Origin of the sequence: Mesorhizobium sp. M0045 (genome assembly GCF_040323385.1) — a bacterium.
Classification (GTDB): Bacteria; Pseudomonadota; Alphaproteobacteria; order Rhizobiales; family Rhizobiaceae; genus Mesorhizobium.
In genome coordinates this window covers 38,557-64,414 of record NZ_JAMYUY010000006.1, presented here as the reverse complement: position 1 = coordinate 64,414, position 25,858 = coordinate 38,557, and the positions used below count along the sequence as shown (strand labels likewise).

Sequence of the window (25,858 nt, the reverse complement as noted above, 5' to 3'; positions counted from 1 at the left end):
AAAAGATCCCGGGTTTCGTCCAAAAGGCTGGACGGCAGTACGCCTGTCGACACCGCCATCCGGTTAGATCGACTGAAATCGGCGAACGGCCGTCAAGCTTTGCGCGGGTCGCCGTCCGGCTGGACGACGAAGACCAGCACCACCAGCATGGTCATGTAGAATTTGAACGCCGCCTCCTGACCATTCCATGTCGAAGACTGCCACATGGCAAACCACTCGCCGCCAACGACCATGAAGCCGAAATACCAAACGAGGAAGCCCATTGTGGCGGCAATGATGGCGAACTTCTTGGCATCGTTGAAAGCCTGTCCGCTGGCGTTGCGCGCCTGCCAGAGTTGCCAGGCGGCGATCAGGTAGAGCAGGCAGGTCAGCGCCTCGCCAAGGATGATCAGCCAGTAGCCTGCCGTCCACAAGGCCGGGTTGGTGATCGAGCGGTACATCAGTGCGTTGCCGGGAAAGGTCGTGTCCATGCTCAGCACATGCTGGACAAAGGCGAAGTTTGAGCCGTAATCGGTGATGTTGCCAAAGGCGACGAGGAAGGCGAAAGCCGCCAGACACAAACACATGACGATCTTGGAGAAACGCGCGGTCATGGCAAGAACTCCTGCTGAAAGATCGGGGCATCGCACTCATCAATCGCCGAGTCCCGAAGATCGCGCAACGGGTGGCCCAGTGATCATCGTGCTCACAGCCATTGCGAGACATTATGCCGGCAAGCAAGACATTGCCGAGACTGTCGAAGCCCTCGATCTCGATAGCGATTGCGCTGTGGGCGACTTGGTCTCTGTGGTTGGAGCCGGGACACAGCACGATTTCGCCGTCATCCGCCGCCGCTGGATCGCCAGCGGGACGGGTATGGCGCTCGAACTGACGCTTGATCATCCGGCGCGTTCGATCGGCCGCTGAAAGGAACGAAGCTCGCTCGGAGAGGCTTACTCCGCCTCGCGTCCCATGCGCCGCGCTGTGTAGCGCTCGATCGCCGACAGCCCGTCATAGATCAGTACGGCAAGGGCGGCGACGATCAGGCCGCCCTGCAGGATGAAGGCGAGGTTGTTCGACAGCAGGCCGGCGATGATCACCTCGCCCAATGTCCTCGCCGCAACTGTCGAGCCGATGGTCGCGGTGGCAAGGCTGATCACCACCGACAGCCGGATACCGCCGAGAATGATCGGCGCGCTGAGCGGCAGCTCGACCTTGACCAGCCTTTGCCAGCCAGTCATGCCGGCGCCACGCGCCGCCTCGACGACGTTGGCCGGCAGCGTCGTCAGGCCGGTCAGCGCGTTCTCGAAGATCGGCAGCAGGCCATAGAGAAACAGCGCAATCAGCGTCGGCTTTTCGCCGAAGCCGACCGCTGGCACGGCAAGCGCCAGCACCGCTACCGGTGGAAAGGTCTGGCCTATATTGACCAGGCTGCGCGACAGCGGCAGGAATTCGGCGCCGGCTGGCCTGGTGACCAGAATGGCGAGCGCGACCGCAACGATCGTCGCGGCAACCGTCGCGATCAGCACGGTCCGCAGATGCAGCAGCGTCAGCGTCAACAGGCTGCCCTGATTGTAGATTACCGGCGCATTGTTCTCTGTCAGCGGCTTCAGCAGCGGTTCGAACCAGCCGGGATTGGTGACGAAGGCGATAAGCAGCACCACCAGGGCAAGCCTGAGCAGTGATGGAAGCCAAGCCTTTAAGCCAGCCTCTTTCATGCCGGTCTCGCCGCGCGCTTAACCAGCCCGTCCACCGTGACGCGGCCAAGCGGCTTGCCGTCGGTATCTGTCACCGGCAGCGCAGGGCGGCCCGACCACAGGAGTTCGGCGAGCGCGTCGCGCTGGCTGGCGTCACCGGGGATCGCCTCGCCTTCGGCGGTGCCGTTTTCCACCGCGTCGCGGACCCGGCCAAGCGACAACAGCCGGAACGGTTTTTCGCTGGCACCTACCAGGGTTTCGACAAACGCGCTGGCCGGTCTCGCCAGTATTTCGGCCGGCTCGGCATATTGCACCACTTTGCCGCCGTCCATCACGGCGATCTTGTCGCCCATGTGAACGGCCTCTTCCATGTCATGGGTGACCAGGATGATGGTGGTGCCGAAGCGCTTCTGGATTGCCAGCAGATCCTCCTGCGCCTTGTTGCGGATAATCGGATCGAGCGCCCCGAACGGCTCATCCATCAACAGCACGTTGGGTTCCGCGGCAAGCGCCCGAGCGACGCCGACGCGCTGCTGCTGGCCGCCGGAAAGCTCGTGCGGATAGCGTGGCCCGTAGTCTTGCGGGTCGAGCTGGTATAGCGTCATCAGCTCGTCGACGCGGGCCTTGATGCGGTTGGCGTCCCAGCCGAGCAATACCGGCACAGTGGCGATGTTCTGCGCCACCGTGCGATGCGGAAACAGGCCGTGGCCCTGGATGGCATAGCCTATGCTGCGGCGCAGCTCATAATCCGGCACCGAGCGGTTGTCGACGCCGTCGAGCTTGATCACGCCCGATGTCGGCTCGACCAGCCGGTTGATCATGCGAAGCAGCGTCGTCTTGCCGGAGCCGGAGGTGCCGACGATGACGGCGATGCTGCGCGGCTCGATTACCATCGACACGTCGTTGACGACTGTCGTCTCGCCGTAGCGCTTGGTGATGCCTTCGATCTCGATCATGCCGTTTCAACCCTGCGCTTGCTGGCGCTCATTTCGATCACTGCATCGAGGATGATCGCGGCGGCGAAGGCCAGCGCCACCGTCGGCACGGCGCCGAGCAGCACCAGGTCCATCGCCGTCTGACCGACGCCCTGGAACACGAACACGCCAAAGCCGCCGCCGCCGATCAACGCGGCAATCGTGGCGAGGCCGATATTCTGCACCAGCACGATGCGGATGCCGGTGAGGATCACCGGGAAGGCGAGCGGAAACTCGACACCGAACAGCCGCTGGCGGTCGGTCATGCCCATGCCGCGCGCTGCGTCGTTGGCGGCACGCGGCACACCGGCAAGGCCGACCACGGTATTAGCCACCACCGGCAGCAGCGAATAGAGGAACAGGGCGACGAAAGCCGGCGCTGTGCCGATGCCGCGAATGCCGAGCGCGGCAGCACCCGGCACATGCGAAGCGACCCAGCCGAGCGGCGCGATCAAGAGGCCGAACAGCGCGATCGAAGGAATGGTCTGGATGATGTTCAGCACGTTGAGCACGCCGGCCCGCAATTTCTCGACGCGATGGCAGAGGATGCCGAGCGGCAGGCCGATAATCACCGCAGCCGCCAGCGAACCCAGCGCCAACGTCACGTGCTTGGAGCCTTCCGCCCAAAAACTATCGGAGCGATTGAAATATTCCTTGAGGATCGACAGGCTGTTCCAGCTTCCCGAGACGAGCAGCAGGCCGATTGCCGCTGCGGCGACAACAAGCACGCCGACCCGTGCCTGCGGCGACAGGTTCAGCCTTGTAAGCACGTCGGCGAGCAGAAGGGTGAAGGCGAAGATAAGCAGCCAGAATCCCGAAGCCGGCGAGATACGGGCGAAGGTGTTGCCGGCGGGCGTCAGGAAGCTGCCGGCAACGCCAATCAGCAGCGCCAGCGCCGCAAGTGCAACCACACTGGCGGCGAGGCGCAGAGCAAGCGGCGTTTTCAGCAGCGCAATGAGCGCCGCTGCGACAACAATCGCCATCAATAGCGGACCGACCGCCGCGGGCAAAGATTCGAGGATCGAGCGCGCCTCGCCGGGTACGATGCGATTGGCGCGGAAGGTGGCGAATGGCGCCGCGAAAGCCGCATAGGCCGATATCGCCGCGATGACCACGCCAAGCTTGTCGAACCGGATGCGCACGCCCTCCCCCATCGGCCGATCCGGCGCACCTTGAAGCGGAGCGCCGGAAATCGCCTTACTTCAGGAAGCCGTTCTTTTTCAAAAAGTCCTCAGCGACGCCCTTGACTGGCTCGCCGCCAACCTGCACGCGGCCATTCAACTCCTGCAGCGTAACGAGATCGAGCTTGGCGAAGACCGGCTTCAGCAGCGTCTCGATTTCGGGATGCTCCTTCAGCACCGCCTCCCGGATGATCGGCGCTGGCTGGTAGACCGGCTGCACACCCTTGTCGTCTTCAAGCACGACGAGGCCGGAGGGCGCGATGCCGCCGTCGGTGCCGTAGACCATGGCGGCGTTGGCGCCGTTGGTCTGGTTGGCCGCAGCGGCAATGGTCGCCGCCGTATCGCCGCCCGACAGCGTGATCAACTGGTCCGGCTTCAGCGTGAAGCCATAGGTCTTCTGGAAAGCGGGCAGCGCGGCCGCCGAATTGACGAACTCGGCGGAGGCCGCCAGCACCACCTTGCCGCCGCCCGAGACATATTTGCCGAAGTCGGAAAGGGTGACGAGCTTATTGGTATCGGCGACCTCCTTGCGCAGGGCGATCGCCCAGGTGTTGTTGGCCGGTGACGGTGACAGCCAGACGATCTTGTTGGCGTCGTAGTCGAGCTTCTTGGCAGTCTCGTAGGCCTTGGCGGCGTCTTTCCACACCGGATCGTCGGCCTTCTCGAAGAAGAAGGCGGCGTTGCCGGTGTATTCCGGATAGATGTCGATCTCGCCGGCTGTAATCGCCTTGCGGACCACGGGCGTGCCGCCGAGCTGGATCCGGTCGGTGGTCTGGATATTATTGGCGTTCAGCACCAGTTGGATGATATTGCCGAGCACGCCGCCCTCGGTGTCGATCTTCGACGACACCACCACCTGGGCACTCGCCGAGGCAAACGTGATTCCGAGCGCTAGTACAGCGCCGGCCAGAACCTTGATTGAAAACATCTCACAAATCCCTTGCTGTGAACCGGAATACGGCTGCCGCATATGAGCATGGCTTCGATGCCCCGTCGGGGTACACGGTTTCACAAGAGAGGGGATGGGCGCAATAATTTTGTTCGGATGTGAGTGAATCCGCTGCCGCGACGTCCCGACAGCGTGACGTCAGTTGGCCGCCCGCAAGCCCGTCATCTTCAACACGCCCAGTGCCACGAAGCACAGCGCGACGACCGGGAAAATCATCCAGTTCAGCATCTCCCAGCCCCAGGCATTGTAGACTGCGCCCGACATCAGCGAGGCGAAGGCGACGGAGCCGAACAGGACGAAATCGTGGAACCCCTGGACCTTGCCTTTTTCGGATGACTGGTAGCTGTCGGCCACCATGGCGGTGGCACCGATGAAGCTGAAGTTCCAGCCAAGGCCGAGCAGGATCAGCGTCGTCCAGAACTGCCACAGTGCCAACCCCGACAGCGCGACTATGCCGCAGCCAATGAGCAGTACCAGGCCGATAGCCACGATCCGTTCCGCGCCAAAACGATGGATCAGCGACCCCGTGAAGAAGCTCGGCGCGAACATCGCCATGACGTGCCAGGAAATGCCGAGCGTGGCGTCGTCGGTCGAAAGGCCGCAGCCGACCATGGCCAGCGGCGCGCCGGTCATCACGAAGCTCATCAGTGCGTAGCTGCCGATGGCGCAAAACAACGCCGCGACGAAGCGTGGCCTGGTGACGATTTCTGAGAGCGGCCTGGCGTCGCTGTCGGAAATTTCCACCTTCTTGGTTGCCTTGGCTGGGATACGCAACAAAGAGAGAATGGCGGCGCCGACCGCCGCCAGGACCAGGATGGACGCAAACGAGCCGGCAAACTTCACCGGCGAGAACAGATCGCCGGTGAAGATGACGATCTGCGGCCCGAGTATGGCGGTGACGATGCCGCCGGCCAGCACGAAGGAGATGGCACGCGCCTTGAATTCAGGCGGGGCATTGTCGGCGGCGGCAAAGCGGAATTGCTGGACGAAGGCGCCCCCGATCCCGATCACGGCCAAGCCGAAAGCGAACAGCCAGAAGCTGGGATGAAACAGCGCCAGCGTGGCGATCAGGCCGCCAAGCGCTGTCACCGCCGTTCCAGTCATGAAGCCGTCGCGCTGGCCGAGCCGGCGGATGATCGCCGCGGCCGGCAGGGAACCGAGTGCCACGCCGACATTGAAGCCGGTGATCGGCGCGGTTGCCAGCGACTTGTCAGCGTCGAGCAGATACTGCCCGGCCAATCCGCCCATGGAAATGGCGATGGGGGCGGCCGAGCCGATGATCGCCTGCGAGGCTGCGAGGATGAAGGCGGTGCGACGCGCTTCCTTGCCCGCCTCAACGGCGACGACGGCAGTCATGAGGCGTCCTTGCCGCGGCCCTCGCCACGCACCCGGCGCGACACGCGATCAAGCACGGCATTGACCAGTTTCGGCTCGTCTTCCTCGTAAAATGCCTTGGCGATGTCGACATATTCGGAGACGATGACCGCCACCGGCACGTCCTCGCGCTGCATGAGCTCGTAGACGCCGGCGCGCAATATGGCGCGCAATGTGGAATCGAGCCTCGACAGAGGCCAGTCCTCGGTCAGTGCCTGTCGGATGATCGGATCGATGGTCTTCTGGTGCTCGACGACGCCTGCAAGAATGGCGCGAAACCATTGCGCATCGGCTTCGCGATAGAGCGCGCCGTCGACTTCCTTGCCGAGCCTGAACGCCTCGTATTCGGCGGTGATCTCAAACACGCCGCTGCCGGCGACATCCATCTGGTAGAGCGCCTGTACAGCGGCCAGACGGGCTGCACCGCGCTTGTTGGCATGGCGAACCGCAGGCTGGCCGGGCGACGCGGGTTCGCTCACGTTCGCTCTCCCAGCTGTTCCTTTAGAGCGATCATGGTCAGCGCCGCGCGCGCCGCAAAGCCGCCCTTGTCGCCTTCCGAACGCCTGGCCCGTGTCCACGCCTGTTCGTCGTTTTCGGTGGTCAGGATGCCGTTGCCGATACAGACCGAATCCTGCACGGACAGGTCCATCAGGGCACGGCTGGATTCATTGGCGACGATCTCGAAATGATAGGTGTCGCCGCGGATGACTGTGCCGAGGGCGACGAAACCGTCATAGTTCGTCCCGCCTTCGGAGGCACCGTCGAGCGCGAAGGAAATCACGGCGGGGATTTCGAGCGAGCCAGGAACGGTGACGACATCGTATGTCGCGCCCGCTTCGTCGAGCGCGCTGGTCGCGCCTTCGAGCAGCGCGTCGGCAAGATCGTCGTGAAAGCGCGCCTCGATGACAAGAAGGTGTGCCTTCTTCTTCGGACGGATGAACGCTTTGCCGTGTTGGGATGTGCCTGCCATAGATGTCTCCGGGGATCGCCGGTGACTTAGGCCGAAGCCGGTTTGATCGCAAGCGGAAGATTGCCGAAGGAACTTTCAAGGCCAACCCGGTGGCGGTCGCATCAGGGAATGGGCTTTATGGACGACCGCCTCAAAGCCCCTCCTTCGCCGCCTCCATCAGCCGCGCGGCGTAGCGGGCCATGGTGTCGATCTCGAGATTGACCCAGTCGCCGACCTGGCGTTCGCCCCAGGTGGTGACGGTCAGCGAATGATGGATCAACAGCACGTCGAAGCGGGTGCCTTCGACCTTGTTGACGGTGAGCGAAGTGCCGTCGAGTGCGACGGAACCCTTGGGGGCGATGAATTTGGCAAGCCCGCGCGGTGCTTCCAGGGTAAAGCGCACGGCGTCACCCTCCTCCTTGCGGGCCACGATCTCGGCCATGCCATCGACATGGCCTGATACAATGTGGCCACCGAGTTCGTCGCCGATCTTCAGCGCCCGCTCCAGATTGATCCTCGTGCCGGATTTCCAGGCCATAGCTGTCGTCAGTCTGAGTGCTTCTTCCCAGGCCTCGACCTCGAACCACCGTGCGTTGGCGCCGTCTTCCGGCAGTCCCGTTACCGTCAGACAGACGCCGCCACAGGAAATCGAAGCGCCGATGGCAATGGTCCGCGGATCGTAGGCGGTGTCGATACGCAAACCGACGCCTTCCCTGAGCGGCTTCACGGCAGCGACGGTGCCGACATCGGTGACGATTCCAGTGAACATTAGTTTGGCCCCATGAACATCAGTTCGGTCCTAGATGTCTCTTATCCATTCGGCATATGTGTCTTCGCCGAAACGCATGCTGCGCAATTTGCGAAATCCCGGCGGGATATTGTTGGCATCGATTGGCGGTACAATGCCGCCCTCGCCGATCGCGTCCGGCCCCTGGAACAGCACGATACGATCAACCAGTTTTTCATCGAGGAACGCCTTGGCCACCCTGGCGCCGCCCTCGACCAAGAGGCTGGCCATGCCGAGCGCCGCCAGATCCTCGAGCAGTTCCGGCAGCGCAATATCGCCTTCATACGTCTCAGTGCCGATGAAGCGAACGCCGACGCGTTCGAGCGCGGCGCGCCGATGCGGATCGGCCTCGGCGCAGGCAGCGATATAGAGCGGCACACGGTCGACGCCGGCGACCAGTTTCGAAGTCTCGGCTAGCCTGATCTGACGGTCGAGCACGATGCGCGCCGGCGAACGGCTCTCCAGTCCCGGAAGCCTAACCGTCAGCGCCGGATCGTCCTCCAGTGCCGTGCCGATGCCGATCAATATGCCATCGGCTTCGGCGCGCATCAGATAGACTTCGCGCCGGGCGATATCGCCGGTGATGGAGACCTGTCCCTCGCCTCTCATGCCGATCTTGCTGTCGCTTGAAAGCGCAAGCTTCAGGATCACTTCCGGGCGTTTTTTCAGAGATCGAATCAAATAGCCGGCCATCTGCTCCGAGGCATCGTCCGCCAGCACTTTTTCCACCACCTCGACCCCAGCGGTACGCAAGATTGCATAGCCCTTGCCGGAAACACGCGGGTCCGGATCGCTGGCAGCGCCGACCACACGCGCCACGCCGGCACTGACCAGCGCATTGGCGCAAGGCGGCGTGCGGCCGTGATGGGCGCAGGGCTCCAGCGTTACATAGGCGGTGGCGCCGCGCGCCAGTTCGCCGGCCTCTGCCAAAGCCTCGGTCTCGGCATGCGGCCGGCCGCCGACGGCGGTGACGCCGCTGCCGACGATCATCGGCCCGTTGCCGTCATCACGCACGATCAGCGTGCCGACGGAAGGATTGGTCGAGGTCCGGCCGGCATTCTTGCGCGACAGCCTGAGGGCTGCCGCCATATAGCGGCGATCGAGGAGCTCTTGCTCAGCCGTGCTGCGTTCGGACCCTGCCATGCTTAGCTGGCGTCCTCTTCGCTCTTCAGTTCTTCGCCCCTGGGCTCGTCGGTTTTGAGCTCGTCGCCTTTGAGTTCGCCCAATACGTCGTGGAAATCCTTGGCCTCGCGGAAATTGCGGTAGACGGAGGCAAAGCGCACATAGGCGACATCATCGAGCGACTTAAGCGCCTCCATGACCAGCCGGCCGACTTCGCCAGAAGCCACTTCGGTCTCGCCCGAGCTTTCGAGCTGGCGCACGATGCCGGTCACCGCCCGGTCGATGCGCTCGGGATCGACATTGCGCTTGCGTACCGCGATCTCGACCGAGCGCAGCAGCTTGTCGCGGTCGAACGGCACCTTGCGTCCAGACTTCTTCACGACGACGAGATCGCGCAATTGGACGCGCTCGAACGTGGTAAAACGGCCGCCGCAATCCGGGCAGACGCGCCGCCTGCGGATCGCCGCGCCGTCTTCGGCGGGGCGTGAATCCTTCACCTGCGTATCTTCGGACTGACAATAGGGACAGCGCATGGAGGGCCTTCGGTTCGCGATTCTCGTGGAGCGAAAGGCTTAGAGGTTTTTGCCACGATGGCAAAGTATGGCCGATGACCGATCGCGCCTCAGAGATAGCGAGGCACGAGGAAAATTGCGAGAGTGGCAATCAGTTGAACGGCAATACGCCAATCAGGGAGCGACGTCGCCGGTCGGGAAGCCGCAGGACGTGCCGAGATAGCGATAGGCCTTGGTGAAGCCGTCCATCGATATGGTCGCGACCGGCTTGTCGGCGAAGCTGACATCAAGGGCGCTCGTACGGCGCATGGCACGCAGTATGGCAAGCGTGGTCTCGGGTTTGTTGTCCATCATCCACTGTCCGTCGGCGATAAGATGAAAACCAGCCTTGATCTTGTCGTTAACGTCGCGAAACACGGCCGGGACGTTGTCACCTTTGGGCAAGTCACTGTTTCTCACGGCGATGATGAGGCTCGGATAGCCTCCGGGTGGCAGTACGTCGCCATTCGAGATGGCCAGCGTAAGGGTGCCGCTGGTCCCGTTAGCGTCGAAAAAGACTGTCGAGGCGGCGCAGGTCTTGCGCACATCCTCACCGGTGTTGACCTCGTCCATCGTGGTGGACCACCTGCCGAAGGTCTCTGTCCTTGGCGCTGCCGGCGTCGGCTCGGTCTGCGCCAAAGCGAGGCCCGACAGCTGCAAAATGGCCGATGCCAGCAAGGCCCCAAAGCCGGCGAAACGGAAAGTTTGCATCATTGAGCTTCTTCGCAAGTGCCTTGCTGTCGCACCGGGATTGTCGCACACATGGAGGACACTCGGCGTGGTCAACCAAGGTACGGGTAAAGCGGAAAACGATCCGTCAATGCCGCCACCTTGGTCTTCACAACTGCCTCGACGGCCGCATTGCCATCGTCGGAATTGGCGACTTTCAGTCCATCCAGCACCTCGGCGATCAGCTTGCCAATCTCGCGGAACTCAGCCTGGCCGAAGCCGCGCGTGGTGCCAGCCGGCGTGCCAAGCCGAACGCCCGAGGTGACGAAAGGCTTTTCCGGGTCGAAGGGGATGCCGTTCTTGTTGCAGGTGATGTTGGCGCGGCCAAGGGCAGCCTCGGCGCGCTTCCCGGTGGCGTTCTTGGGGCGCAGGTCGACCAACATCAGATGGTTGTCAGTGCCGCCGGAGACGATGTCGAGACCGGTTTCCTGCAGGCTGGAGGCCAGTGCCTTGGCATTGGCAACGACGCTCTCCGCATAGACCTTGAAGCTCGGCTTCAGCGCCTCACCGAGGGCCACCGCCTTGGCGGCGATGACATGCATCAGCGGTCCGCCCTGCAGGCCGGGGAAGACGGCCGAATTCATCTTCTTGGCAATGTCCTCGTCATTGCACAGGATCATGCCGCCGCGCGGGCCGCGCAGCGACTTGTGCGTCGTGGTGGTGACCACATGGGCATGCGGCAGCGGCGACGGATGCATGCCACCGGCGACCAGTCCGGCGATATGAGCCATATCGACCATCAGATAGGCGCCGATCGAATCGGCGATCTCGCGAAAACGCTTCCAGTCCCAGACACGTGAATAGGCTGTGCCGCCGGCCAGGATCAATTTCGGCCTGGTCTCATGGGCAGTCTTCTCGATCGCGTCCATGTCGAGCAGATGATCGTCCCGGCGCACGCCATAGGAGACGACCTTGAACCATTTGCCGCTCATATTGACCGGCGAGCCATGCGTCAGGTGCCCGCCGGAATTGAGGTCGAGACCCATGAAGGTGTCGCCAGGCTGCAGCAGCGCCAGGAACACCGCCTGGTTCATCTGGCTGCCGGAATTCGGCTGGACGTTGGCGAAGTTGCAGCCGAACAGCTTTTTCGCACGTTCGATGGCCAGTTCCTCGGCGACATCGACAAACTGGCAGCCGCCATAGTAGCGCTTGCCCGGATAGCCCTCGGCATATTTGTTGGTCATGATCGACCCCTGTGCCTCGAGCACGGCACGCGAGACGATATTTTCCGAGGCAATCAGCTCGATCTCGTGGCGCTGGCGGCCGAGTTCGTTGCGGATGGCGCCGAAAATCTCGGGGTCGGCATCGGCAAGCGTGGTTTCGAAGAAGGATTCGAATTTGTTCGACACTGCCGCTGCTGTTGCCATGGGCTGAAATCCTCAAGGTTCCGGGTCTGTCGCGCCATTAACACAGTTGCTTTCGGCCCGCCACGTTTGCTGCGCGAAATTTGCTGGCCGGATTGCGCCAGAGAGACCGGCGGCCTCTATTTCCTTGCCCTGCTGAAGGGCCGGTGGGCTTCGGTGAGCGTGATCTCGGTGAACAGCGCCTGCGTCGTATGGTCGTTGATCTGGCCGGCGTGATGGCGCCGCGCACGCCGGCAACAGAGCCGGCGATCCGGACGCGCAGTCCGAACGGCTCGGCCTTGCGCTTGTGTAATCGCGCCGAGACGCGCGTCGCGATGTCGCCGATCCAGATCCACAGGAAGGGCAGCCGTCCGGCGATCGGCCCAGCGAAGCTTGTCGCGAAAGACCCGGCAACGAAAAAGGCCGCCCTTCCGGCGGCCTTTTGCAAATGAACTCAGCTGTTTAGAGCGCGGATGTGATCTGCAGCTCGTTGGCTCCGTCGAGGCCGTAAATGTCGTCACGGAACTGGACCACGCCCGGCCCTGTCGACCAGGCCGAGACGTAGAGAAAATAAACCGGCACCGGATTGGTAACCTGCACCGGCATGTTCTCCCCGGTCTTGATCGCCGCCTCGAAATGCTGGCGATCCCAGCCCGGTGTGTCGCGCAGAATCCAGGTGACGAGGTCGCGCACGTTCTGAACGCGCACGCAGCCAGAGGAATCGAAGCGCATCAGCTTGCCGAACAGGCTCTGCTGCGGCGTGTCGTGCATGTAGACGCCGTCCGGGCTGGGGAAATTGATCTTGACCGAGGCCATCGCGTTGCCGGAACCGGGATCCTGGCGGAAGCGATATTTTTCGGCATCGTCGGTCGACCAGTCGACCGTCATCGGGTCGACCTCGCTGCCGTCCGGCGCGAACAGGCGGATATGGCTATCCTTGAGATAGTTGGGGTCCTTCCGCATCAGCGGAATGATGTCCTTGCGCACGATCGAGACCGGCGCGTTCCAGTACGGATTGACGATGATTTCGTTGATCTTGGAATTGACGATCGGCGTCTGGCGATCGATCTTGCCGACGATTGCGGTGTGGCGCAGCACAACGCGGTCGTTCTCGACAGCCTCGATCTGCGCCGCCGGGATGTCGACCAGCACATAGCGGTTGCCAAGCGTGCCGGCCCGCTCACGCAGCCGTTGCAGATTGGTCTGCAGCTGACCAAGCCGAACCGGCGCCGACACGTTCATTGCCGCGAAAGTATATTTGCCGGTGGTTCCGTCGGCCGGCAAGCCGTGACGCAACTGGAAGCGCTTGAGCGCCGAGTCGACGTAAGAATCGAACGCTTCCGAGAGCCCGGCGCTCTGCGCCAGATCGCCCGATATCATCAAGCGCCTGCGCAGCGGCACCACATCGGGATCCTCGACGCCAAGCTGCAGCTTCTTGGTGTCTGGAACCTGCTCCCAGCCGCCTTGCGCGACGATATTCTGATACTGCATGATCGCCTGCTCGGTGAAGGACACCGTCTGCAGGCTGAAGATCGGCAGCGTCGAGGCAACCTTGCCGCCTTCGCTGGCACGCGCATCGAATTGGTCGTCCCAATTGCCACGCGCCGAGGATTTCAGGATATCCCCGATCACATCCTGTGCACTGGCGCGGCCGGCGACCATTGCGGCTGCGAGCGCGGAGGCTCCTGAAAGAAAGAAACGGCGGCTGGTTCTCATGGATGGTCCAGACATTCTTGCTACAATTCAACCCACCGGGCGGTCTCGCCCGCACTCTAGAGTTGGCTTCTTAACAATTAGCCAACCATGGCCCGCATCACTTCGGTGTAAAAACACATGGGTGTAAAAACCCATGGAAGAGACTTGAGCACAGGACAAATGCACGGCTTTGGCCCAGCATCACCCGCATCTTCGGTTCCATTCGAATATGGCGGCAACGTGGCTGTTGCTCGAATTTGGATCGGCCGGCCTGACGAAACGGCAAGACCGGTGCTTTTCGGCACCGGTCTTTGGTCTGCTCCGCGGCAGCGCTTCCGTGGTCCAGCTTCAGATCTTGCTGCGGCGGGTGCGATTACATCCGATAGGCGATGGTATCGTTCCAGAACCGATCCAGCCGCTGCAGGGCGCGGTTCATCTGCTTGAACTCTTCCGTGTTGATGCCGCCGACCTGCTCGATCGAGCCGACATGGCGTTCGTAAAGGCCGGCGACGACTTCCGCCACCTCATTGCCCTTCGGCGTCAGCGAGACCCGCACTGAACGACGGTCGATGCGCGAGCGCTGGTGGTTGATGAAGCCGAGATCGACCAACTTCTTCAGATTGTAGGAGACATTCGAGCCGAGATAATAGCCGCGCGAGCGCAGTTCGCCGGCGGTCAGCTCCGAGTTGCCGATGTTGAACAGGAGCAGCGCCTGGATGGCGTTAATGTCGGAGCGGGCGTTGCGGTCGAATTCGTCCTTGATCACATCAAGCAGACGGCGATGCAGCCGCTCGACCAGCTGCAGCGACTCCATGTACAGCGAACGGATCGCCTCGCGGCGGTCATCGGATACGTTGGCGGTCTTCGCCGCCGGACGCGAATTGATCATTGTCTTTGCCTCTCGTTTGTCGCCCGGTGATTTTTTGTTCTTCACCTTGATCGCGACACTATCGAATACTCATAAAATTCGACTTAAACGCCAAGGCTAACAAGAGCTTACCGGTAAGGGGTTTCGAAAGAGGCTTAACGGACGGTCACCCGAGCAAGGATAATTAACCTAAAGATTTAGCCAACGATCCTGGCCGGAATTGCTATCGCCGGGCTTGCCGCTTCTGGATCCAGATCACCACGCGGAACACTATGTAGAGCAGCGCCACCGCAAGGTGCGAGGCGACGATCAGCGGCCGGCGGCCGAACAAGTCGGGGAAGCCAGCATACATGACGCACTCGGTCACCGCGCAGATGAACCAGATCACCGGCCCCCAGGACGCCAGCATCCACAGGCCGGCAGCAGCGAATGGAAAAAACACCGCCAGCACCACCGCCGCCACCTGCCAGTGCACCGGCATCAGATCGAACCGCCACAACTGGCCGGGGTAAACGCCGATCAGCCGGATCCAGTACAAGATGCCGAACAGCAGACAATAGCCGGCGATAACGCGCTGGAACCAGGCGAAGATGACCTCGATCGTCGAGGGCTGCAGCACCACGCGTCTCGAGGCGGCCTCGCTCACAGCTTCAGTTCCCGTTCGCCGAGCGGTGCGAAATAGGCATCGACGTCGGCGGCGCTGACGTCATCGATGCCTGCCGGCCGCCATTGCGGCGTCGAGCCTTTATCGATGATGGCGGCGCGGATGCCTTCATAGAAGTCGTGCCCGGCAAGCATGCGGTTGAGGATACGGAACTCCATTTTCATGCACTCCTCCATCGACAACGTCTGCCCGGCGCTGATCTGGCGCCACGCGACATGCAGGCTGGTCGGTGAGCGTGTGCGGATGGTGGCCAGCGTCTTTGCCGCGAACTCGTCGGCGATGGCTGCCCGCTCCAGGCTGGCGACCATATCGGCCAGTGACGGCTGCGCGAAATGCCGGGCGATGGCGTCCAGCGTCGGCCTGTCTGTCTCGCGTTTGGCCGGGACGAAGCAGCCGCGCAGCACCGATTCCGGGTCGCCGCTTGCCGCCAGCCGGTCGAGAAAGCCGGCCTGGTCCTCCGCCTTGATCGTATGGGTGGCGAGGCCCGACCACAACGCATCGCCATAGCGGATGCGGTTGCCGGTCAGCGCCAGATACATGCCGAAGCTGCCGCCGAGATCCGGCAACAGATGGCTGGCGCCGACATCCGGGAAAAAGCCGATCCCGACCTCTGGCATGGCAAACTGCGCGTTCTCGGTCAGCACCCGCTGCGAGCCATGGAAGGAGATGCCGACGCCGCCGCCCATGACGATGCCGTCGATCAGGGCGACATAGGGTTTCTTGAAACGGGCGATGCGGGCGTTCAGCCGGTACTCGTCGGCGAAGAACTCGACCGGCGGTTTTCCAGCCCGGCCGGCTTCGTAGATGTGGAGGATGTCGCCGCCCGCCGAAAATGCCCTGCCCTCGGCCTTGACGACGACGACGTCGACACCATCGTCGCGTTCCCAACTGCGCAGCGCCTTGTCCAGCGCCTTGACCATGCGGTGGGTTACGGCATTGAGCGCCTGCGGCCGCGTCAGCGTGACGACGCCGGCCCTGCCCAACCTTTCGAAGCGAATCTCGTCGCCTCCGCCAAAATCCATCGCCAGAGAATCCCTCCCGCGCCCGCCGGGAGTGAAGTGCTAATGCGTGGCGCATAGCCACGTCAATGGCAGCGCCAATCCCGCCTGCTGGCCCGTGGCCGCAGCCGGTGCTAATGCTGGCGCTTTGAACCGGAAGGTTGGACCATGCCTTGGTTGCCACGCCTTGCTGTTGTGGTGGTCGGCCTGATCGCTGCGAACACTCCTCCCGTATCGGCCGAAACCGTGGATAGTCTCTACCAATCGCAGACCATCGTCACCGGCCAGGGCGAGGTCAATCGCCAGATCGGTTTCAAGACATGTTTGGATGCGGTGCTGGTCCGTGTCTCCGGTGATCAGCGGCTGGCGAAAAAACCTGAGACGGCGGCGCTGCGCGACAAGGCCGGCAGCTTCGTTGCCGAATTCCGCTACCACGACCGCCTTGAAGGCATTCCGGTCCATGACGAACAAGGCACTCACGACCGGCCGCATGATCTCACCTGCCTGTACAAGCCCGACGCCATCGATCCGGTGCTTGCCGCGCTTGGCAGCAAGCCATGGCTTGCCGAGCGGCCACGCCTGGCGATTTTTCTGGCGGCGGAGCAAGGCACAAGGCAGTTCGCGCTGACTGCCGACGACCAGCGCGGGGCGGCGATGCGCGAATCCTTCGTTAATGCCACCGGTCCGCTGGTCATGCGGATTGTGTTTCCCGAAGCGTCGCTGCTGTCGGCCTCGAAGCTTGACGACCGGGCCCTGCGCCATGCCGATATGGCGACGCTGGACCAGCTTGCCCGAAAGGCCGGTGCCGATCAGGCGCTCGCCGGCAGCCTGATCTGGAGCGACAAGGAGTTTGGCTGGATCGCCGATTGGCGGCTTGCCATGAACGGCAAGGCTTATAAATGGCAAGTGCGCGGTGTCAGCTTCGACGAGGCATTCCGCGTCGCCATGCGGGGTGCTGCGCAGATTCTGTCGGGCAATGGTCAACCAGAATAACGCCCGACAGGACCGCTGGCACAATCGTGTCGCATTGGTCAGCAGCGAAGGCTCGTGGTAAAAGCCGCCCGGTCCGGAGTTTTGGCGATGAACAAATTCACACCTGCAAAGCCTGCCGGCGCGCGCAGCGTCGACGAGATCACCGGCAGCCGGCGGCTGCGGCGCATGCGCAAGGCCGATTGGTCGCGCCGCCTTGTCCAGGAGAACCGGCTCTCGGTCGACGATCTGATCTGGCCGATCTTCGTCGTCGACGGCAGACAAGTGCGCGAACCGATCGCCGCCATGCCCGGCGTGTTCCGCCTGTCGCTCGACCTCGCCGTCAAGGAGGCTGAGCGCGCGGCCAAGCTTGGCATTCCTGCGATCGCCACTTTCCCCAATGTGGAGCTCGGCCTGCGCGATCAGACCGGTTCCCACATCCTCGATCCGGAAAACATCATCAATCGCGCCACCCGCGCCATTAAGCGGGCGGTGCCGGAGATCGGCATCATCACCGACGCGGCGCTGGACCCGTTCACCTCGCATGGCCATGACGGCATCTTGCGTGAGGGCATTATCGTCAATGATGAAACGGTGGAGCAGGTGACGGCGGCGGCCGTCATCCAGGCGGCGGCAGGGGCCGACATCATTGCCCCCTCGGACATGATGGACGGCCGGATCGGTGCCATCCGCGATGCGCTCGACGCCAATGGGTTTCAGGATGTAGCGATCATGTCCTATGCGACCAAGTTCGCATCCGCTTTTTACGGCCCCTATCGCGAGGCGGTCGGCACCGCCGGCCTGCTCAAGGGCGACAAGAAAACCTATTATATCGACCACGCCAATTCCGACGAAGCGGTGCGCGAGGCCGAGCAGGATCTAGCCGAAGGCGCCGACATGCTGATGGTCAAGCCCGGCCTGCCCTATCTCGACATCATCCGCCGGCTGAAGGACGAATTGCAGATGCCGACCTTCGCCTATCAGGTCTCGGGCGAATATTCGATGATCAAGGCCGCCGCCGCCAATGGCTGGATCGACGGCGACAAGGCGATGCTGGAATCGCTGCTCGCGTTCAAGCGCGCCGGCTGCGACGGGATTCTCACCTACTTTGCGCCCGAAGTAGCGGCGATGCTGAAGGGATAGGTGATCGCATCGTTTTGGGACTTTGGTGCATGGGATGGGGCCTGTGGTAAACCTTCGGGATTGGCCGAATCCTCCTTCCCCCTCGTCATCCTGGGGCGGAGCAGGAGCGAAGCTCCGTCGCGGAGACCCTAGGATCCATGCCGTGACCTGGCGGCAGTGCTCCGGCGGATCGAAAACGAACGCACCCATCCGGTTCTCCGAAAAAGTTCGGACCATTCCAGATTGGTCTTCTTGATCTCCATTCGCGTGGTTCGTCGTTCTGGGCCGCTGTATTCTTCGGCCGATGTCACGGCATGGATCCTAGGGTCTGCGCCGCGTCGCTTCGCTCCTTGCTTCGCCCCAGGATGTCGACGGGATGGTTGATTATGGCCAATCGCCAGCGTTGGGAGATTGGCGGTTGTGGCCCAGCCGTTCATCGCTAGCCGGCGATCCAAAAACACCGCTTGCAAAATGCAATCAGTTAAGCTAACCCGATAACTGCTTGCATGTCACAATTGGTTATCGAGGAGGCTCTCATGTCCAAACTTCGCGTCAGCGCTTTCACCCTGTCGATCGACGGCTTCGGCGCCGGTCCCGACCAAGACCTGAAGAACCCGCTGGGTGTTGGCGGGGAAGCCCTGCACGGATGGATGTTCGGCACCCGCACTTTCCGCAAGATGGTCCTCGGCAAGGATGGCGGGACCACGGACACTGACGAGGCGTTCGCCGCACGCAGCTTCGAAAACGTCGGCGCATGGATCCTCGGCCGCAACATGTTTGGGCCAATCCGCGGCGAATGGCCGGATGACAGCTGGAAAGGCTGGTGGGGTGACAACCCGCCCTACCATGTGCCGGTCTTCGTGCTCACGCATCATCCGCGTGATCCGATTGTCATGGAGGGCGGCACGACCTTCTATTTCGTGACCGATGGCATCCATTCAGCGCTGCAAAAGGCGAAAGCAGCAGCTGACGGCAAGGACATAAGGCTCGGCGGCGGCGTCGCAACGATCCGGCAATATCTCCAGGAAAAGCTCATCGACGAATTGCATCTGGCGATCTCACCGGTCCTGCTGGGCGCCGGCGAGAACCTTTTTGCCGGCATCGACATGCCCAAGCTCGGCTATCGCTGCAGCGAGCAGGTCGCGACGCCGAAAGCCACGCACGTCATCATCGAGCGTACCTAGCTTGTCGCAGGGCGCCACAGAGCAGCGCCCTCCTCGCCGCTTTAGTCAGTACTTCTCCGGCACATACAGTTCGCGCGGCAGTACCTGGTGCTCGTATTCGGGATTGAAGACGCGCTCCGGCAGTATGATCTCTTCGTGCGGCACCTCCTCATAAGGTATCTGCTTGAGGAGTTGGTCGATGCAGTTCAGCCGTGCCCGTTTCTTGTCGTTGCCCTCGACGATGAACCACGGGGCGCCACCCTTGCCCGCCGAGTCGCGGCCCTCGAAGACCACGACGAGCTTCTTCTTGTGATAGGCGACCCAGGATTGCAGCTTGATCAATTCGGATTGCAGCGTGATGAGATCGCGAAAATACTGCAGGCGGTCGATCGATGGCGGATGCGCATTCTTGTAGATCTTGGCGATCTCCATCGACAGCGCCGGCTCCGAGATTTCCAGCTCATAATCTTCGTCGAGCGTGTCGGCGAGTTCCGCTTCCAGCCAGTCCCTGGCCGGGGAATTCTGTTTTATCTCGGTCATTTGCGCTGCTCCGCTTACAGTCCTTGCCGGCCGCTGTCAGGCGCTCCGCCGCCCGGCCCGGCGGCCGGAAATCGAAGCGCTGAACCGATGTTAGTATAGGCCGGCAATGACGGTTTTTATTGCAGCCACTGCTGCGCTGGCTGTGCGTTCAATCGGAAAGATGTGATCGAGCTTGCCCTGCGGAACTGGCGACAAGCGGAACGAATTATCCTACAAATGCCCGGTTCATTAAGGGCTGTCGTTTGCAACGCCCTTTCCCGATAAATCGTGAGGATACGACATGGAATACCGCACTCTCGGCCGTTCCGGGCTGAAGGTTTCGACGCTGACCATGGGCACCATGACGTTCGGCGGCGGCGGCGCGTTTTCGGCGGTCGGCAAGACCGACCTCGACGAGGCGCGCCGGATGATCGACCTTTGCATCGATGCCGGCGTCAATGTCATCGACACCGCCAACGTCTATTCGAACGGCGTGTCGGAAGAGATCATCGGCGAGGCGCTCGGAGGCAAGCGCAAGGGCGACGTGCTGATCGCCTCCAAGGCGCGCATGCGGATCGGCAAAGGCCCCAACGATGAAGGCTTGTCGCGCTACCATCTGATCCGCGAATGCGAGAGGAGCCTGAAGCGCCTCAGGACCGATGTCATCGACATCTATTTCCTGCACGAGTGGGATGGCCTGACACCGCTTGAGGAAACCATCGCCGCGCTCGACACTCTGGTCACGCAGGGCAAGGTCCGTTATGTCGGCTGCTCCAATTATTCCGGCTGGCAAGTGATGAAGGGGCTGGGGATCAGTGACCGTCATCACCAGCCGCGCTTCGTCACCCAGCAGATCCATTACACGTTGGAAGCGCGCGAGGCCGAGTATGAATTGTTGCCGATCTCGGTCGACCAAGGGCTCGGCGTGCTGGTCTGGAGCCCGCTTGCCGGCGGGTTGCTGTCCGGCAAATACCACCGTGACCAGCCGACCGCCCGCCAGCTCAGCGGCTGGTCGGAACCGCCGATCCGCGACGAGGACCGGCTGTGGCGGATCGTCGACGCGCTGATCGACATCGGCAACAACCACGGTGTGTCGGCGGCGCAAGTGGCGCTTGCCTGGCTACTCGGCCGGCCCGCCGTCAGCTCGTTGGTGATCGGCGGACGAACCGAAGCGCATTTCAAAGACAATATCGCCGCTGCAAGCCTGGTGCTTGGCGATGAGGAGCGCACACGGCTCGACGCGGTCAGCAGGCCGCCCGTGCTCTACCCCTACTGGCACCAGCAGTTCACCGCAAAGGACCGGTTCGGTCCGGCCGATCTCGTCCTCGACCGCGATGGCGCCTGAAAGCCGGGCTCTCAGGACTGCGCCGAGATATGGAGCCGATCGTGCTTGCGGTGTTGTGTTTGCGGTCCAATGCTCCTAGGCAAAGGCCAAGCACAACGAAAGGAAACGATATGGCACGAGCACCGAACTACGGTCAGGAGCGCAAGGAACGCGACCGGCAGAAGGCTGCCAAGAAGGCGGAAAAGCAGGCTGCCAAGGTCGCAGCCAAGGAGCGATCGAAGCCCGAGGGCGAGAGCGAGTCCCAAACCAAAACCGAAACGACCAAGTGATGACGCCGGGCCTGTCAGGCGGTCCGGGCCTCGGTCAAATCCCGCTATGCCTCAGGCGGGCGCCTTGTCGCTGACGAAGACGTTCACTTCACGAGCGGCGGCAATGAAGGCCCGTCTTGCGTTCATGGCCGGCTTGTCGCCGGCCAGCGCATCATGACAGGCCTGCAGCGCTTCGCGGTGCTTGGGACTGCGCTTGCCGGGCCAATTGTTGAGGAGGTAGTCGGAAGCCTCGCGGGCCGTACGCAAGAGCTGATTGCTTCCCGCCGCACCCTTGACGGTCACGGGTGTGTCAAATCGGTTGTTTTCCATCGCCGCTCTTACGCCATCGGCATTTGCGAAGCGAGACCGAAAGTAGCATTCTTCGCTCATCTGCCCTTTTCGTGATCACTGGCAGCCGATCCTCACTCAAGCGACGACGGCAAATCCCCTGGCGCGCAGGCCGCGCCGGTCGTTGCGCAGCGAGGCCACCAGCCGGTCGCGGCTGCCACTGATGTGGGCTGAAAGCAGGCGGGCGGCGCTATCGGCATCGCCGGCCCGCACCGCCGACAGAATGGCATGGTGTTCGGCCCAGGCACGGCCAAGTGCTGCCTCGTCGCGAACCTCGAGCCAGCGGGCGCGCGACAGGCGTGTCATCGAGTCGCGAACCGCTCTGAACAGGAACTCGTTGCCGGACAATCGCGCCAACTCGATATGAAAATCCATGCCGACGCGATGCCATTCCTCGCGCGGCGTCTTGTCGTCGCAAGAATCGAGCATCGCCTCGATGATTTCGACGGCACTCCTATCCTGCAAGGCACAAGTCAGCCTGAGTGCCGCGACCTCGACCGCCTCGCGATAGACGGCGATCTGCTCGAGTTCGGCGAGGTTGATAGGCGAGACCGTCCAGCCGCGGCCGTCGCGGCAGATCAGGCCTTCGGTCTCGAGCCGCAGCAATGCCGCCCTGACCGGCGTGCGCGAGGCTCCGAAACGGCTTTCGACCCAGCGCTCCGTCAGCCGCTCGCCCGGACCGATCTCGAGCCCGAGGATCATCTCGCGAAGCTGCTTTTCGACGTTTTGCATCTGCGACATTGGCGTTCCGTTTGTCGGAGCCGTTTCATTGGCTCTCTGTTCACCGGCCATTTGTTGCCGATCACTTTGCAGCGGCCGCATTGACAGCGACCAGCCTTGCGTCCATGACGGATACCAATCTGGTATACCAAAATGGGATCCACAACAAGTTTTCATCCAAGCCGGCCGGACAGGACAGGACATGCCGCAAGACGCCACCCTCGCCACGCAGGGCACGCACAACGTCCACTGGCGTCGCAATCTCGCCGTGTGTTTTGCCGGCTCGTTCAGCACGCTTGTAGCGATGACGCTGCTGTTGCCCTTCCTGCCGCTTTACGTCGAGCAGTTGGGCGCAGAGGGTCACGCGGCGATCGCCCAGTGGTCGGGCATTGCCTACGGCGCAACCTTCCTTGCTGCCGCGCTGGTCGCACCGCTGTGGGGGCGGCTAGGCGACCGCTACGGCCGCAAACTGATGCTGGTGCGTGCCAGTTTCGGCATGGCGCTGTGCATGTCGGTGACCGGCATGGTGCAGACCGTCTGGCAAATGGTGCTCCTGCGCCTGCTGATCGGCTTTGCCGGCGGCTATTCTTCGGGCTCGACCATCCTGGTTGCCATGCAGACGCCGAAGGATCGCTCCGGCTGGGCGCTGGGCGTGCTGTCGGCCGGCATAACCGCCGGTGCTCTGGTCGGTCCGCTGCTCGGCGGCGCGCTGCCGCCGCTGATTGGAATCCGCGCCACCTTCCTGCTCGCAGGCGGCGTCATTTTCCTGGCGTTTCTGGCAACCACCTTGCTGATCAAGGAGGCCCCTCGCCCGGTTGCCGTCAAGGCGGCGTCACAAGAAAAAGCGAGAGGCGGCTGGTCGCAGATTCCCGACAAGCGCCCCGTCGTCGCCATGCTGGCGACCGGCATGCTGTTGAGTTTTGCCACCATGTCGATCGAGCCGATCATCACCGTCTATGTCCAACAGCTCATCGAAGATCAGAGCCAGGTCACGCTGATCTCCGGCATCGTCATGTCCGCGGCGGCGCTCGGCGCCATCGTGTCGGCGTCGCGGCTCGGCAAGCTCGCCGACCGTATCGGCCATTGGAACGTAATCGTTGCCGCACTCGCCGTCTCGGCGCTGCTCCTGATCCCGCAGGCCTTCGTTACGCAGGGCTGGCAACTCGTCGGCCTGCGTTTCTTGATGGGCCTGGCGCTTGGCGGTCTCGTGCCCTGCATCACCAGCGTCATCCGCCACAATGTGCCGGATGGCGTCGGCGGCAATGTGCTGGGCTTGTCGATCTCGGCGCAATATGTCGGGCAGGTCGCCGGACCGTTGCTCGGCGGCTTCGTCGGCGGCCATTTCGGTATGCGCTCGGTGTTTCTCGGCACATCGGTGCTGATGGCGGGCGGAGCGGCCTATAACTGGCTGGTCCAGTCGCGCCGCGAACGCGCCATGCTGGCGGAAGCCGGCAAATCCTGACACGGTTCGCCGCACTATCTCAGGCGGTCGCCAGGAATCGCGGAGGCGTGGAAATGAGCATGGCTGAACAGACGGCGGGCAGTCGCATTCTGATTTTTGCCGGCGGCCTATGCGGCGGAACCGGCGTGGCTCTTTCGGCGGCGGCGGCACATCTCGGCGGCGCTTTCGTCGGTACGGCCGCATCCTTCCTGCTCATGCATGCGCCGGTCTTCCTTACCGTCGGGCTGCTCGGTGGCAATAGAATCCTGCGAACCGGAAGCCTCATCCTTCTCGTCGGGCTTCTGCTTTTCTCGGGAGATCTTTTGGCCCGCGACTTCCTTGGCTCGCGGCTGTTCCCGATGTCGGCGCCGATCGGCGGCACGTTGCTCATCGGCGGCTGGCTCGTGATGGCCGCCTCGGCGCTGGTACGCCCGCGCCGCCATTGATGCGGCAACCAATGGCGGCCGCTGCTCTTTTCGCCAGCCGCGCTCGATCCACGGCTCCGTCTTGCCAGCTCAGTCTTGCGGACGTTCGGGCCGGACTTGGCCGTCGCGCTTGGGCGTCTTGACTATACGCCGTCGCTCCAGCCGTTCGGTGGCCGGCGAGATGCCCCAATAATTGCGATAGATGTCTTCGAACAGATGCTTGATCGGATGCATGGCTTAATCTCCTCTAGCTTTTTGAATCGATCCAATCCGCGGGGACAAAAATAGGCCGCCGATCAGCTCCGCTTGCGTCCTACGAGGAAACGCAGGTCGCGAATCCACGGACCGGTCCTGTCGCGCCCCTTACGGGCATCTGCGCCCGAGCGGATGCTCCAGTCGTTCCGGTAAATGTCCTCGAACAGATAATTGACGGGGTGCATGGCGCTCTCCTCTTGTATCGATCCAATCTGCGGATAAAAACCGCTCTTGGATCGATTCAAGAATACGCGTCACACCATAAATGTCAAGCAAAAATTTGAATCGATCCAAGGAAGATGTTAGGTAATCGGCGATACTGTTGGACAGGAGTCGTGGAGACAAACAATGGCATCACTCACCGAAGGCGGCAGGAGACCCATCCGGCTGGCGGACATCGCCAAAGCCGCGGGCGTATCGCACGGCACTGCGTCCAATGTCTTCAGCCGTCCCGAAATCGTGCGCGAGGAAGTCCGCGAGCGGGTCAAGGCGGCGGCCGACGCCCTGGGCTACGCCGGCCCGGATCCCAAGGGCCGCCTGCTGCGCGCCGGCAAGGTCAATGCGATCGGCGTCGCCACAACCGAGCCGCTGTCTTACTTCTTCGACGACCCGTTTGCCCGCGTGATGATGGCCGGCATCTCGGAAGCCTGCGACGCCACCGGCGCGGGGATAGCCCTCGTGTCGGCTGGCAACGAGGAAAAACTTGCCTGGAATATCCAGAGCGCCCTCGTGGACGGCTTCATCCTGTTCTGCATCGAGGGCGGTCCGCGTCTCGTTGAGCTGACGCGCGAACGAAAGCTCCCCTTCGTCGCGCTCGAGCTCGGCTCGCAGGACGATACGGTCTCCGCGATCAGTATCGACAATGTTGCCGGCGGCCGGCTCGCGGCGCGCCATCTGGCGGAACTTGGACATCGCCGCTTCGCCGTGTTGTCGCTGGCCTTCGCCGACGACAGCACCGGTCTTGTCTCGCCCGAGCAGGTCCGGACGGCGTCCTATACCGGAACCCGTGATCGCCTCCTCGGCTATTTCGAAGAGCTTTCTCGGTTTGGTGTCGACACCGACAAGGTGCTGGTCTACGAGACCGAAAACGATAAGGCGAGCACAAGGGCTGGCCTTGAAACCATCTTCGCCTCGGCGGAACCGCCGACCGCCATCCTGGCGATGTCGGACCGGATCGCAATGGTGGCATTGGAATGGCTCAACGCACGGGGCATCGCGGTTCCCCGCGATGTTTCCGTCGTCGGCTTCGACGGCGTGCCTGAAGCCGCAACTTGCGAGCCTCCGCTCACCACCATCGCCCAGCCGATCGCCGAGATAGGCCGCCGGGCAGCGCGAAGAATCCTCGACTTCGACGGCACGGTGCGGCGAGAAACGCTCGACGTCGAACTTGTTGTCAGGGAATCGTCCGGACCGCCGCTAAGTACAGGCTGACTGGGGCAGATC

32 protein-coding genes are annotated in these 25,858 nt (G+C 62.6%); 10 read left to right on the top strand and 22 right to left on the bottom strand.

Annotation, left to right across the window (positions count from 1 at the left end; all coding sequences use genetic code 11):
• Nucleotides 1–92: 92 nt before the first annotated feature.
• Nucleotides 93–593 (bottom strand): DUF2165 family protein, encoded by a 501-nt coding sequence (locus NKJ72_RS11660; RefSeq protein ID WP_352477170.1) that lies wholly within the window; start codon nt 591–593, stop codon nt 93–95.
• 79 nt (nt 594–672) lie between these two features.
• Here NKJ72_RS11660 and NKJ72_RS11655 point away from each other — a divergent pair, with 79 nt between their 5' ends.
• On the top strand, nt 673–906 hold the full coding sequence (locus NKJ72_RS11655) for a hypothetical protein (protein ID WP_254817560.1): 234 nt from the start codon (nt 673–675) through the stop codon (nt 904–906).
• 26 nt (nt 907–932) lie between these two features.
• On the opposite strand, the gene NKJ72_RS11650 is transcribed toward NKJ72_RS11655, so the two are convergent.
• The 12 genes from NKJ72_RS11650 to glyA all read right to left on the bottom strand — a co-directional run bounded on the left by NKJ72_RS11650 (nt 933) and on the right by glyA (nt 11,659).
• On the bottom strand, nt 933–1,697 hold the full coding sequence (locus NKJ72_RS11650) for an ABC transporter permease (RefSeq protein WP_352477169.1): 765 nt from the start codon (nt 1,695–1,697) through the stop codon (nt 933–935).
• Nucleotides 1,694–2,632 carry an ABC transporter ATP-binding protein gene (locus NKJ72_RS11645; RefSeq protein ID WP_352477168.1) on the bottom strand — a complete coding sequence of 313 codons (939 nt, stop codon included), beginning with the start codon at nt 2,630–2,632 and terminating at the stop codon, nt 1,694–1,696. The genes NKJ72_RS11650 and NKJ72_RS11645 overlap by 4 nt, the downstream gene beginning before the upstream one ends.
• Nucleotides 2,629–3,804 carry an ABC transporter permease gene (locus NKJ72_RS11640; RefSeq protein ID WP_254817557.1) on the bottom strand — a complete coding sequence of 392 codons (1,176 nt, stop codon included), beginning with the start codon at nt 3,802–3,804 and terminating at the stop codon, nt 2,629–2,631. Before NKJ72_RS11640 ends, NKJ72_RS11645 begins: the two co-directional genes overlap by 4 nt.
• Before the next feature lie 43 nt (nt 3,805–3,847).
• The gene (gene osmF, locus NKJ72_RS11635; protein WP_352477167.1) at nt 3,848–4,759 is read right to left on the bottom strand and encodes a glycine betaine ABC transporter substrate-binding protein OsmF; all 912 of its coding nucleotides are present in this window, start codon (nt 4,757–4,759) and stop codon (nt 3,848–3,850) included.
• 159 nt (nt 4,760–4,918) lie between these two features.
• On the bottom strand, nt 4,919–6,136 hold the full coding sequence (locus NKJ72_RS11630) for an MFS transporter (protein ID WP_352477166.1): 1,218 nt from the start codon (nt 6,134–6,136) through the stop codon (nt 4,919–4,921).
• The gene (gene nusB, locus NKJ72_RS11625) at nt 6,133–6,633 is read right to left on the bottom strand and encodes a transcription antitermination factor NusB (protein ID WP_352456584.1); all 501 of its coding nucleotides are present in this window, start codon (nt 6,631–6,633) and stop codon (nt 6,133–6,135) included. The genes NKJ72_RS11630 and nusB overlap by 4 nt, the downstream gene beginning before the upstream one ends.
• Entirely contained in the window at nt 6,630–7,124 is a 495-nt protein-coding gene (gene ribH / locus NKJ72_RS11620) for a 6,7-dimethyl-8-ribityllumazine synthase (protein WP_352477165.1), read from the bottom strand. Before ribH ends, nusB begins: the two co-directional genes overlap by 4 nt.
• 130 nt (nt 7,125–7,254) lie before the next feature.
• The gene (locus NKJ72_RS11615) at nt 7,255–7,872 is read right to left on the bottom strand and encodes a riboflavin synthase (RefSeq protein WP_254817552.1); all 618 of its coding nucleotides are present in this window, start codon (nt 7,870–7,872) and stop codon (nt 7,255–7,257) included.
• Nucleotides 7,873–7,902: 30 nt separating this feature from the next.
• Nucleotides 7,903–9,033, bottom strand: a complete 1,131-nt coding sequence (ribD, locus tag NKJ72_RS11610; RefSeq protein ID WP_352477164.1) for a bifunctional diaminohydroxyphosphoribosylaminopyrimidine deaminase/5-amino-6-(5-phosphoribosylamino)uracil reductase RibD — start codon at nt 9,031–9,033, stop codon at nt 7,903–7,905.
• 2 nt (nt 9,034–9,035) lie between these two features.
• On the bottom strand, nt 9,036–9,545 hold the full coding sequence (gene nrdR, locus NKJ72_RS11605; RefSeq protein WP_023674492.1) for a transcriptional regulator NrdR: 510 nt from the start codon (nt 9,543–9,545) through the stop codon (nt 9,036–9,038).
• Nucleotides 9,546–9,698: 153 nt separating this feature from the next.
• Complete coding sequence (locus NKJ72_RS11600) at nt 9,699–10,277, bottom strand: hypothetical protein (RefSeq protein WP_352477162.1); 579 nt, start codon at nt 10,275–10,277, stop codon at nt 9,699–9,701.
• Nucleotides 10,278–10,345: 68 nt separating this feature from the next.
• Nucleotides 10,346–11,659: a serine hydroxymethyltransferase gene (glyA, locus tag NKJ72_RS11595; RefSeq protein WP_254817549.1), complete on the bottom strand. Its 1,314-nt coding sequence runs from the start codon at nt 11,657–11,659 to the stop codon at nt 10,346–10,348.
• Between the two features lie 143 nt (nt 11,660–11,802).
• On the opposite strand from glyA, the gene NKJ72_RS11590 reads away from it, so the two are divergent.
• The gene (locus NKJ72_RS11590; RefSeq protein ID WP_352477161.1) at nt 11,803–12,087 is read left to right on the top strand and encodes a hypothetical protein; all 285 of its coding nucleotides are present in this window, start codon (nt 11,803–11,805) and stop codon (nt 12,085–12,087) included.
• 10 nt (nt 12,088–12,097) lie between these two features.
• Here the strand turns inward: NKJ72_RS11590 and NKJ72_RS11585 are convergent, their stop codons facing one another.
• The 4 genes from NKJ72_RS11585 to NKJ72_RS11570 all read right to left on the bottom strand — a co-directional run bounded on the left by NKJ72_RS11585 (nt 12,098) and on the right by NKJ72_RS11570 (nt 15,884).
• A complete protein-coding gene (locus tag NKJ72_RS11585) occupies nt 12,098–13,351 on the bottom strand; it encodes a L,D-transpeptidase family protein (protein ID WP_352477160.1) in 1,254 nt (417 codons plus the stop codon).
• Between the two features lie 352 nt (nt 13,352–13,703).
• Nucleotides 13,704–14,219 (bottom strand): transcriptional regulator LdtR, encoded by a 516-nt coding sequence (gene ldtR / locus NKJ72_RS11580; RefSeq protein ID WP_352477159.1) that lies wholly within the window; start codon nt 14,217–14,219, stop codon nt 13,704–13,706.
• Between the two features lie 202 nt (nt 14,220–14,421).
• Nucleotides 14,422–14,844, bottom strand: coding sequence for a DUF6163 family protein (locus tag NKJ72_RS11575; RefSeq protein ID WP_254817546.1), 423 nt, complete (start codon nt 14,842–14,844; stop codon nt 14,422–14,424).
• Nucleotides 14,841–15,884, bottom strand: coding sequence for an enoyl-CoA hydratase/isomerase family protein (locus tag NKJ72_RS11570; RefSeq protein ID WP_352477158.1), 1,044 nt, complete (start codon nt 15,882–15,884; stop codon nt 14,841–14,843). Before NKJ72_RS11570 ends, NKJ72_RS11575 begins: the two co-directional genes overlap by 4 nt.
• Nucleotides 15,885–16,028: 144 nt before the next feature.
• Between NKJ72_RS11570 and NKJ72_RS11565 the strand changes: the two genes are divergently transcribed.
• The 3 genes from NKJ72_RS11565 to NKJ72_RS11555 all read left to right on the top strand — a co-directional run bounded on the left by NKJ72_RS11565 (nt 16,029) and on the right by NKJ72_RS11555 (nt 19,135).
• A complete protein-coding gene (locus NKJ72_RS11565) occupies nt 16,029–16,853 on the top strand; it encodes a DUF8605 domain-containing protein (RefSeq protein ID WP_352477157.1) in 825 nt (274 codons plus the stop codon).
• Nucleotides 16,854–16,940: 87 nt separating this feature from the next.
• Nucleotides 16,941–17,972 carry a porphobilinogen synthase gene (gene hemB, locus NKJ72_RS11560; protein WP_352477156.1) on the top strand — a complete coding sequence of 344 codons (1,032 nt, stop codon included), beginning with the start codon at nt 16,941–16,943 and terminating at the stop codon, nt 17,970–17,972.
• A 515-nt stretch (nt 17,973–18,487) separates the two neighbouring features.
• Complete coding sequence (locus NKJ72_RS11555) at nt 18,488–19,135, top strand: dihydrofolate reductase family protein (protein ID WP_352477155.1); 648 nt, start codon at nt 18,488–18,490, stop codon at nt 19,133–19,135.
• A gap of 45 nt (nt 19,136–19,180) precedes the next feature.
• On the opposite strand, the gene NKJ72_RS11550 is transcribed toward NKJ72_RS11555, so the two are convergent.
• On the bottom strand, nt 19,181–19,654 hold the full coding sequence (locus NKJ72_RS11550; protein WP_352477153.1) for a polyphosphate kinase 2 family protein: 474 nt from the start codon (nt 19,652–19,654) through the stop codon (nt 19,181–19,183).
• A gap of 280 nt (nt 19,655–19,934) precedes the next feature.
• On the opposite strand from NKJ72_RS11550, the gene NKJ72_RS11545 reads away from it, so the two are divergent.
• Together NKJ72_RS11545 and NKJ72_RS11540 are read left to right on the top strand one after the other, a co-directional pair.
• Nucleotides 19,935–20,978 carry an aldo/keto reductase gene (locus NKJ72_RS11545; RefSeq protein ID WP_352477152.1) on the top strand — a complete coding sequence of 348 codons (1,044 nt, stop codon included), beginning with the start codon at nt 19,935–19,937 and terminating at the stop codon, nt 20,976–20,978.
• 110 nt (nt 20,979–21,088) lie between these two features.
• A complete protein-coding gene (locus NKJ72_RS11540; protein WP_352477150.1) occupies nt 21,089–21,247 on the top strand; it encodes a hypothetical protein in 159 nt (52 codons plus the stop codon).
• 51 nt (nt 21,248–21,298) lie between these two features.
• Here NKJ72_RS11540 and NKJ72_RS11535 read toward each other — a convergent pair whose 3' ends face one another.
• Nucleotides 21,299–21,556: a DUF982 domain-containing protein gene (locus NKJ72_RS11535; protein WP_023674477.1), complete on the bottom strand. Its 258-nt coding sequence runs from the start codon at nt 21,554–21,556 to the stop codon at nt 21,299–21,301.
• A 96-nt stretch (nt 21,557–21,652) separates the two neighbouring features.
• Nucleotides 21,653–22,315 (bottom strand): GntR family transcriptional regulator, encoded by a 663-nt coding sequence (locus NKJ72_RS11530; protein WP_352477149.1) that lies wholly within the window; start codon nt 22,313–22,315, stop codon nt 21,653–21,655.
• A gap of 181 nt (nt 22,316–22,496) precedes the next feature.
• Here NKJ72_RS11530 and NKJ72_RS11525 point away from each other — a divergent pair, with 181 nt between their 5' ends.
• Both NKJ72_RS11525 and NKJ72_RS11520 read left to right on the top strand, forming a co-directional pair.
• Nucleotides 22,497–23,756 carry a multidrug efflux MFS transporter gene (locus NKJ72_RS11525; protein WP_352477147.1) on the top strand — a complete coding sequence of 420 codons (1,260 nt, stop codon included), beginning with the start codon at nt 22,497–22,499 and terminating at the stop codon, nt 23,754–23,756.
• Nucleotides 23,757–23,809: 53 nt separating this feature from the next.
• Nucleotides 23,810–24,181: a DUF423 domain-containing protein gene (locus NKJ72_RS11520; protein ID WP_352477146.1), complete on the top strand. Its 372-nt coding sequence runs from the start codon at nt 23,810–23,812 to the stop codon at nt 24,179–24,181.
• Nucleotides 24,182–24,250: 69 nt separating this feature from the next.
• Here NKJ72_RS11520 and NKJ72_RS11515 read toward each other — a convergent pair whose 3' ends face one another.
• Both NKJ72_RS11515 and NKJ72_RS11510 read right to left on the bottom strand, forming a co-directional pair.
• Nucleotides 24,251–24,394, bottom strand: coding sequence for a hypothetical protein (locus tag NKJ72_RS11515; RefSeq protein WP_352477145.1), 144 nt, complete (start codon nt 24,392–24,394; stop codon nt 24,251–24,253).
• A 62-nt stretch (nt 24,395–24,456) separates the two neighbouring features.
• Complete coding sequence (locus NKJ72_RS11510; protein WP_352477143.1) at nt 24,457–24,600, bottom strand: hypothetical protein; 144 nt, start codon at nt 24,598–24,600, stop codon at nt 24,457–24,459.
• Nucleotides 24,601–24,763: 163 nt separating this feature from the next.
• Here NKJ72_RS11510 and NKJ72_RS11505 point away from each other — a divergent pair, with 163 nt between their 5' ends.
• Nucleotides 24,764–25,846, top strand: a complete 1,083-nt coding sequence (locus tag NKJ72_RS11505; RefSeq protein ID WP_352477142.1) for a LacI family DNA-binding transcriptional regulator — start codon at nt 24,764–24,766, stop codon at nt 25,844–25,846.
• The last annotated feature ends 12 nt before the right edge of the window (nt 25,847–25,858 follow it).

What these genes read in the sequence shown, in the direction of transcription:
- NKJ72_RS11660 (WP_352477170.1), bottom strand. Translation starts at nt 593, where the DNA reads ATGACCGCGCGTTTCTCCAAGATCGTCATGTGTTTGTGTCTGGCGGCT.
- NKJ72_RS11650 (WP_352477169.1), bottom strand. Translation starts at nt 1,697, where the DNA reads ATGAAAGAGGCTGGCTTAAAGGCTTGGCTTCCATCACTGCTCAGGCTT.
- NKJ72_RS11645 (WP_352477168.1), bottom strand. Translation starts at nt 2,632, where the DNA reads ATGATCGAGATCGAAGGCATCACCAAGCGCTACGGCGAGACGACAGTC.
- NKJ72_RS11640 (WP_254817557.1), bottom strand. Translation starts at nt 3,804, where the DNA reads ATGGGGGAGGGCGTGCGCATCCGGTTCGACAAGCTTGGCGTGGTCATC.
- osmF (WP_352477167.1), bottom strand. Translation starts at nt 4,759, where the DNA reads ATGTTTTCAATCAAGGTTCTGGCCGGCGCTGTACTAGCGCTCGGAATC.
- NKJ72_RS11630 (WP_352477166.1), bottom strand. Translation starts at nt 6,136, where the DNA reads ATGACTGCCGTCGTCGCCGTTGAGGCGGGCAAGGAAGCGCGTCGCACC.
- ribH (WP_352477165.1), bottom strand. Translation starts at nt 7,124, where the DNA reads ATGGCAGGCACATCCCAACACGGCAAAGCGTTCATCCGTCCGAAGAAG.
- NKJ72_RS11615 (WP_254817552.1), bottom strand. Translation starts at nt 7,872, where the DNA reads ATGTTCACTGGAATCGTCACCGATGTCGGCACCGTCGCTGCCGTGAAG.
- ribD (WP_352477164.1), bottom strand. Translation starts at nt 9,033, where the DNA reads ATGGCAGGGTCCGAACGCAGCACGGCTGAGCAAGAGCTCCTCGATCGC.
- nrdR (WP_023674492.1), bottom strand. Translation starts at nt 9,545, where the DNA reads ATGCGCTGTCCCTATTGTCAGTCCGAAGATACGCAGGTGAAGGATTCA.
- NKJ72_RS11600 (WP_352477162.1), bottom strand. Translation starts at nt 10,277, where the DNA reads ATGATGCAAACTTTCCGTTTCGCCGGCTTTGGGGCCTTGCTGGCATCG.
- glyA (WP_254817549.1), bottom strand. Translation starts at nt 11,659, where the DNA reads ATGGCAACAGCAGCGGCAGTGTCGAACAAATTCGAATCCTTCTTCGAA.
- NKJ72_RS11585 (WP_352477160.1), bottom strand. Translation starts at nt 13,351, where the DNA reads ATGAGAACCAGCCGCCGTTTCTTTCTTTCAGGAGCCTCCGCGCTCGCA.
- ldtR (WP_352477159.1), bottom strand. Translation starts at nt 14,219, where the DNA reads ATGATCAATTCGCGTCCGGCGGCGAAGACCGCCAACGTATCCGATGAC.
- NKJ72_RS11570 (WP_352477158.1), bottom strand. Translation starts at nt 15,884, where the DNA reads ATGGATTTTGGCGGAGGCGACGAGATTCGCTTCGAAAGGTTGGGCAGG.
- NKJ72_RS11565 (WP_352477157.1), top strand. Translation starts at nt 16,029, where the DNA reads ATGCCTTGGTTGCCACGCCTTGCTGTTGTGGTGGTCGGCCTGATCGCT.
- hemB (WP_352477156.1), top strand. Translation starts at nt 16,941, where the DNA reads ATGAACAAATTCACACCTGCAAAGCCTGCCGGCGCGCGCAGCGTCGAC.
- NKJ72_RS11555 (WP_352477155.1), top strand. Translation starts at nt 18,488, where the DNA reads ATGTCCAAACTTCGCGTCAGCGCTTTCACCCTGTCGATCGACGGCTTC.
- NKJ72_RS11550 (WP_352477153.1), bottom strand. Translation starts at nt 19,654, where the DNA reads ATGACCGAGATAAAACAGAATTCCCCGGCCAGGGACTGGCTGGAAGCG.
- NKJ72_RS11545 (WP_352477152.1), top strand. Translation starts at nt 19,935, where the DNA reads ATGGAATACCGCACTCTCGGCCGTTCCGGGCTGAAGGTTTCGACGCTG.
- NKJ72_RS11540 (WP_352477150.1), top strand. Translation starts at nt 21,089, where the DNA reads ATGGCACGAGCACCGAACTACGGTCAGGAGCGCAAGGAACGCGACCGG.
- NKJ72_RS11535 (WP_023674477.1), bottom strand. Translation starts at nt 21,556, where the DNA reads ATGGAAAACAACCGATTTGACACACCCGTGACCGTCAAGGGTGCGGCG.
- NKJ72_RS11530 (WP_352477149.1), bottom strand. Translation starts at nt 22,315, where the DNA reads ATGTCGCAGATGCAAAACGTCGAAAAGCAGCTTCGCGAGATGATCCTC.
- NKJ72_RS11525 (WP_352477147.1), top strand. Translation starts at nt 22,497, where the DNA reads ATGCCGCAAGACGCCACCCTCGCCACGCAGGGCACGCACAACGTCCAC.
- NKJ72_RS11520 (WP_352477146.1), top strand. Translation starts at nt 23,810, where the DNA reads ATGAGCATGGCTGAACAGACGGCGGGCAGTCGCATTCTGATTTTTGCC.
- NKJ72_RS11515 (WP_352477145.1), bottom strand. Translation starts at nt 24,394, where the DNA reads ATGCATCCGATCAAGCATCTGTTCGAAGACATCTATCGCAATTATTGG.
- NKJ72_RS11510 (WP_352477143.1), bottom strand. Translation starts at nt 24,600, where the DNA reads ATGCACCCCGTCAATTATCTGTTCGAGGACATTTACCGGAACGACTGG.
- NKJ72_RS11505 (WP_352477142.1), top strand. Translation starts at nt 24,764, where the DNA reads ATGGCATCACTCACCGAAGGCGGCAGGAGACCCATCCGGCTGGCGGAC.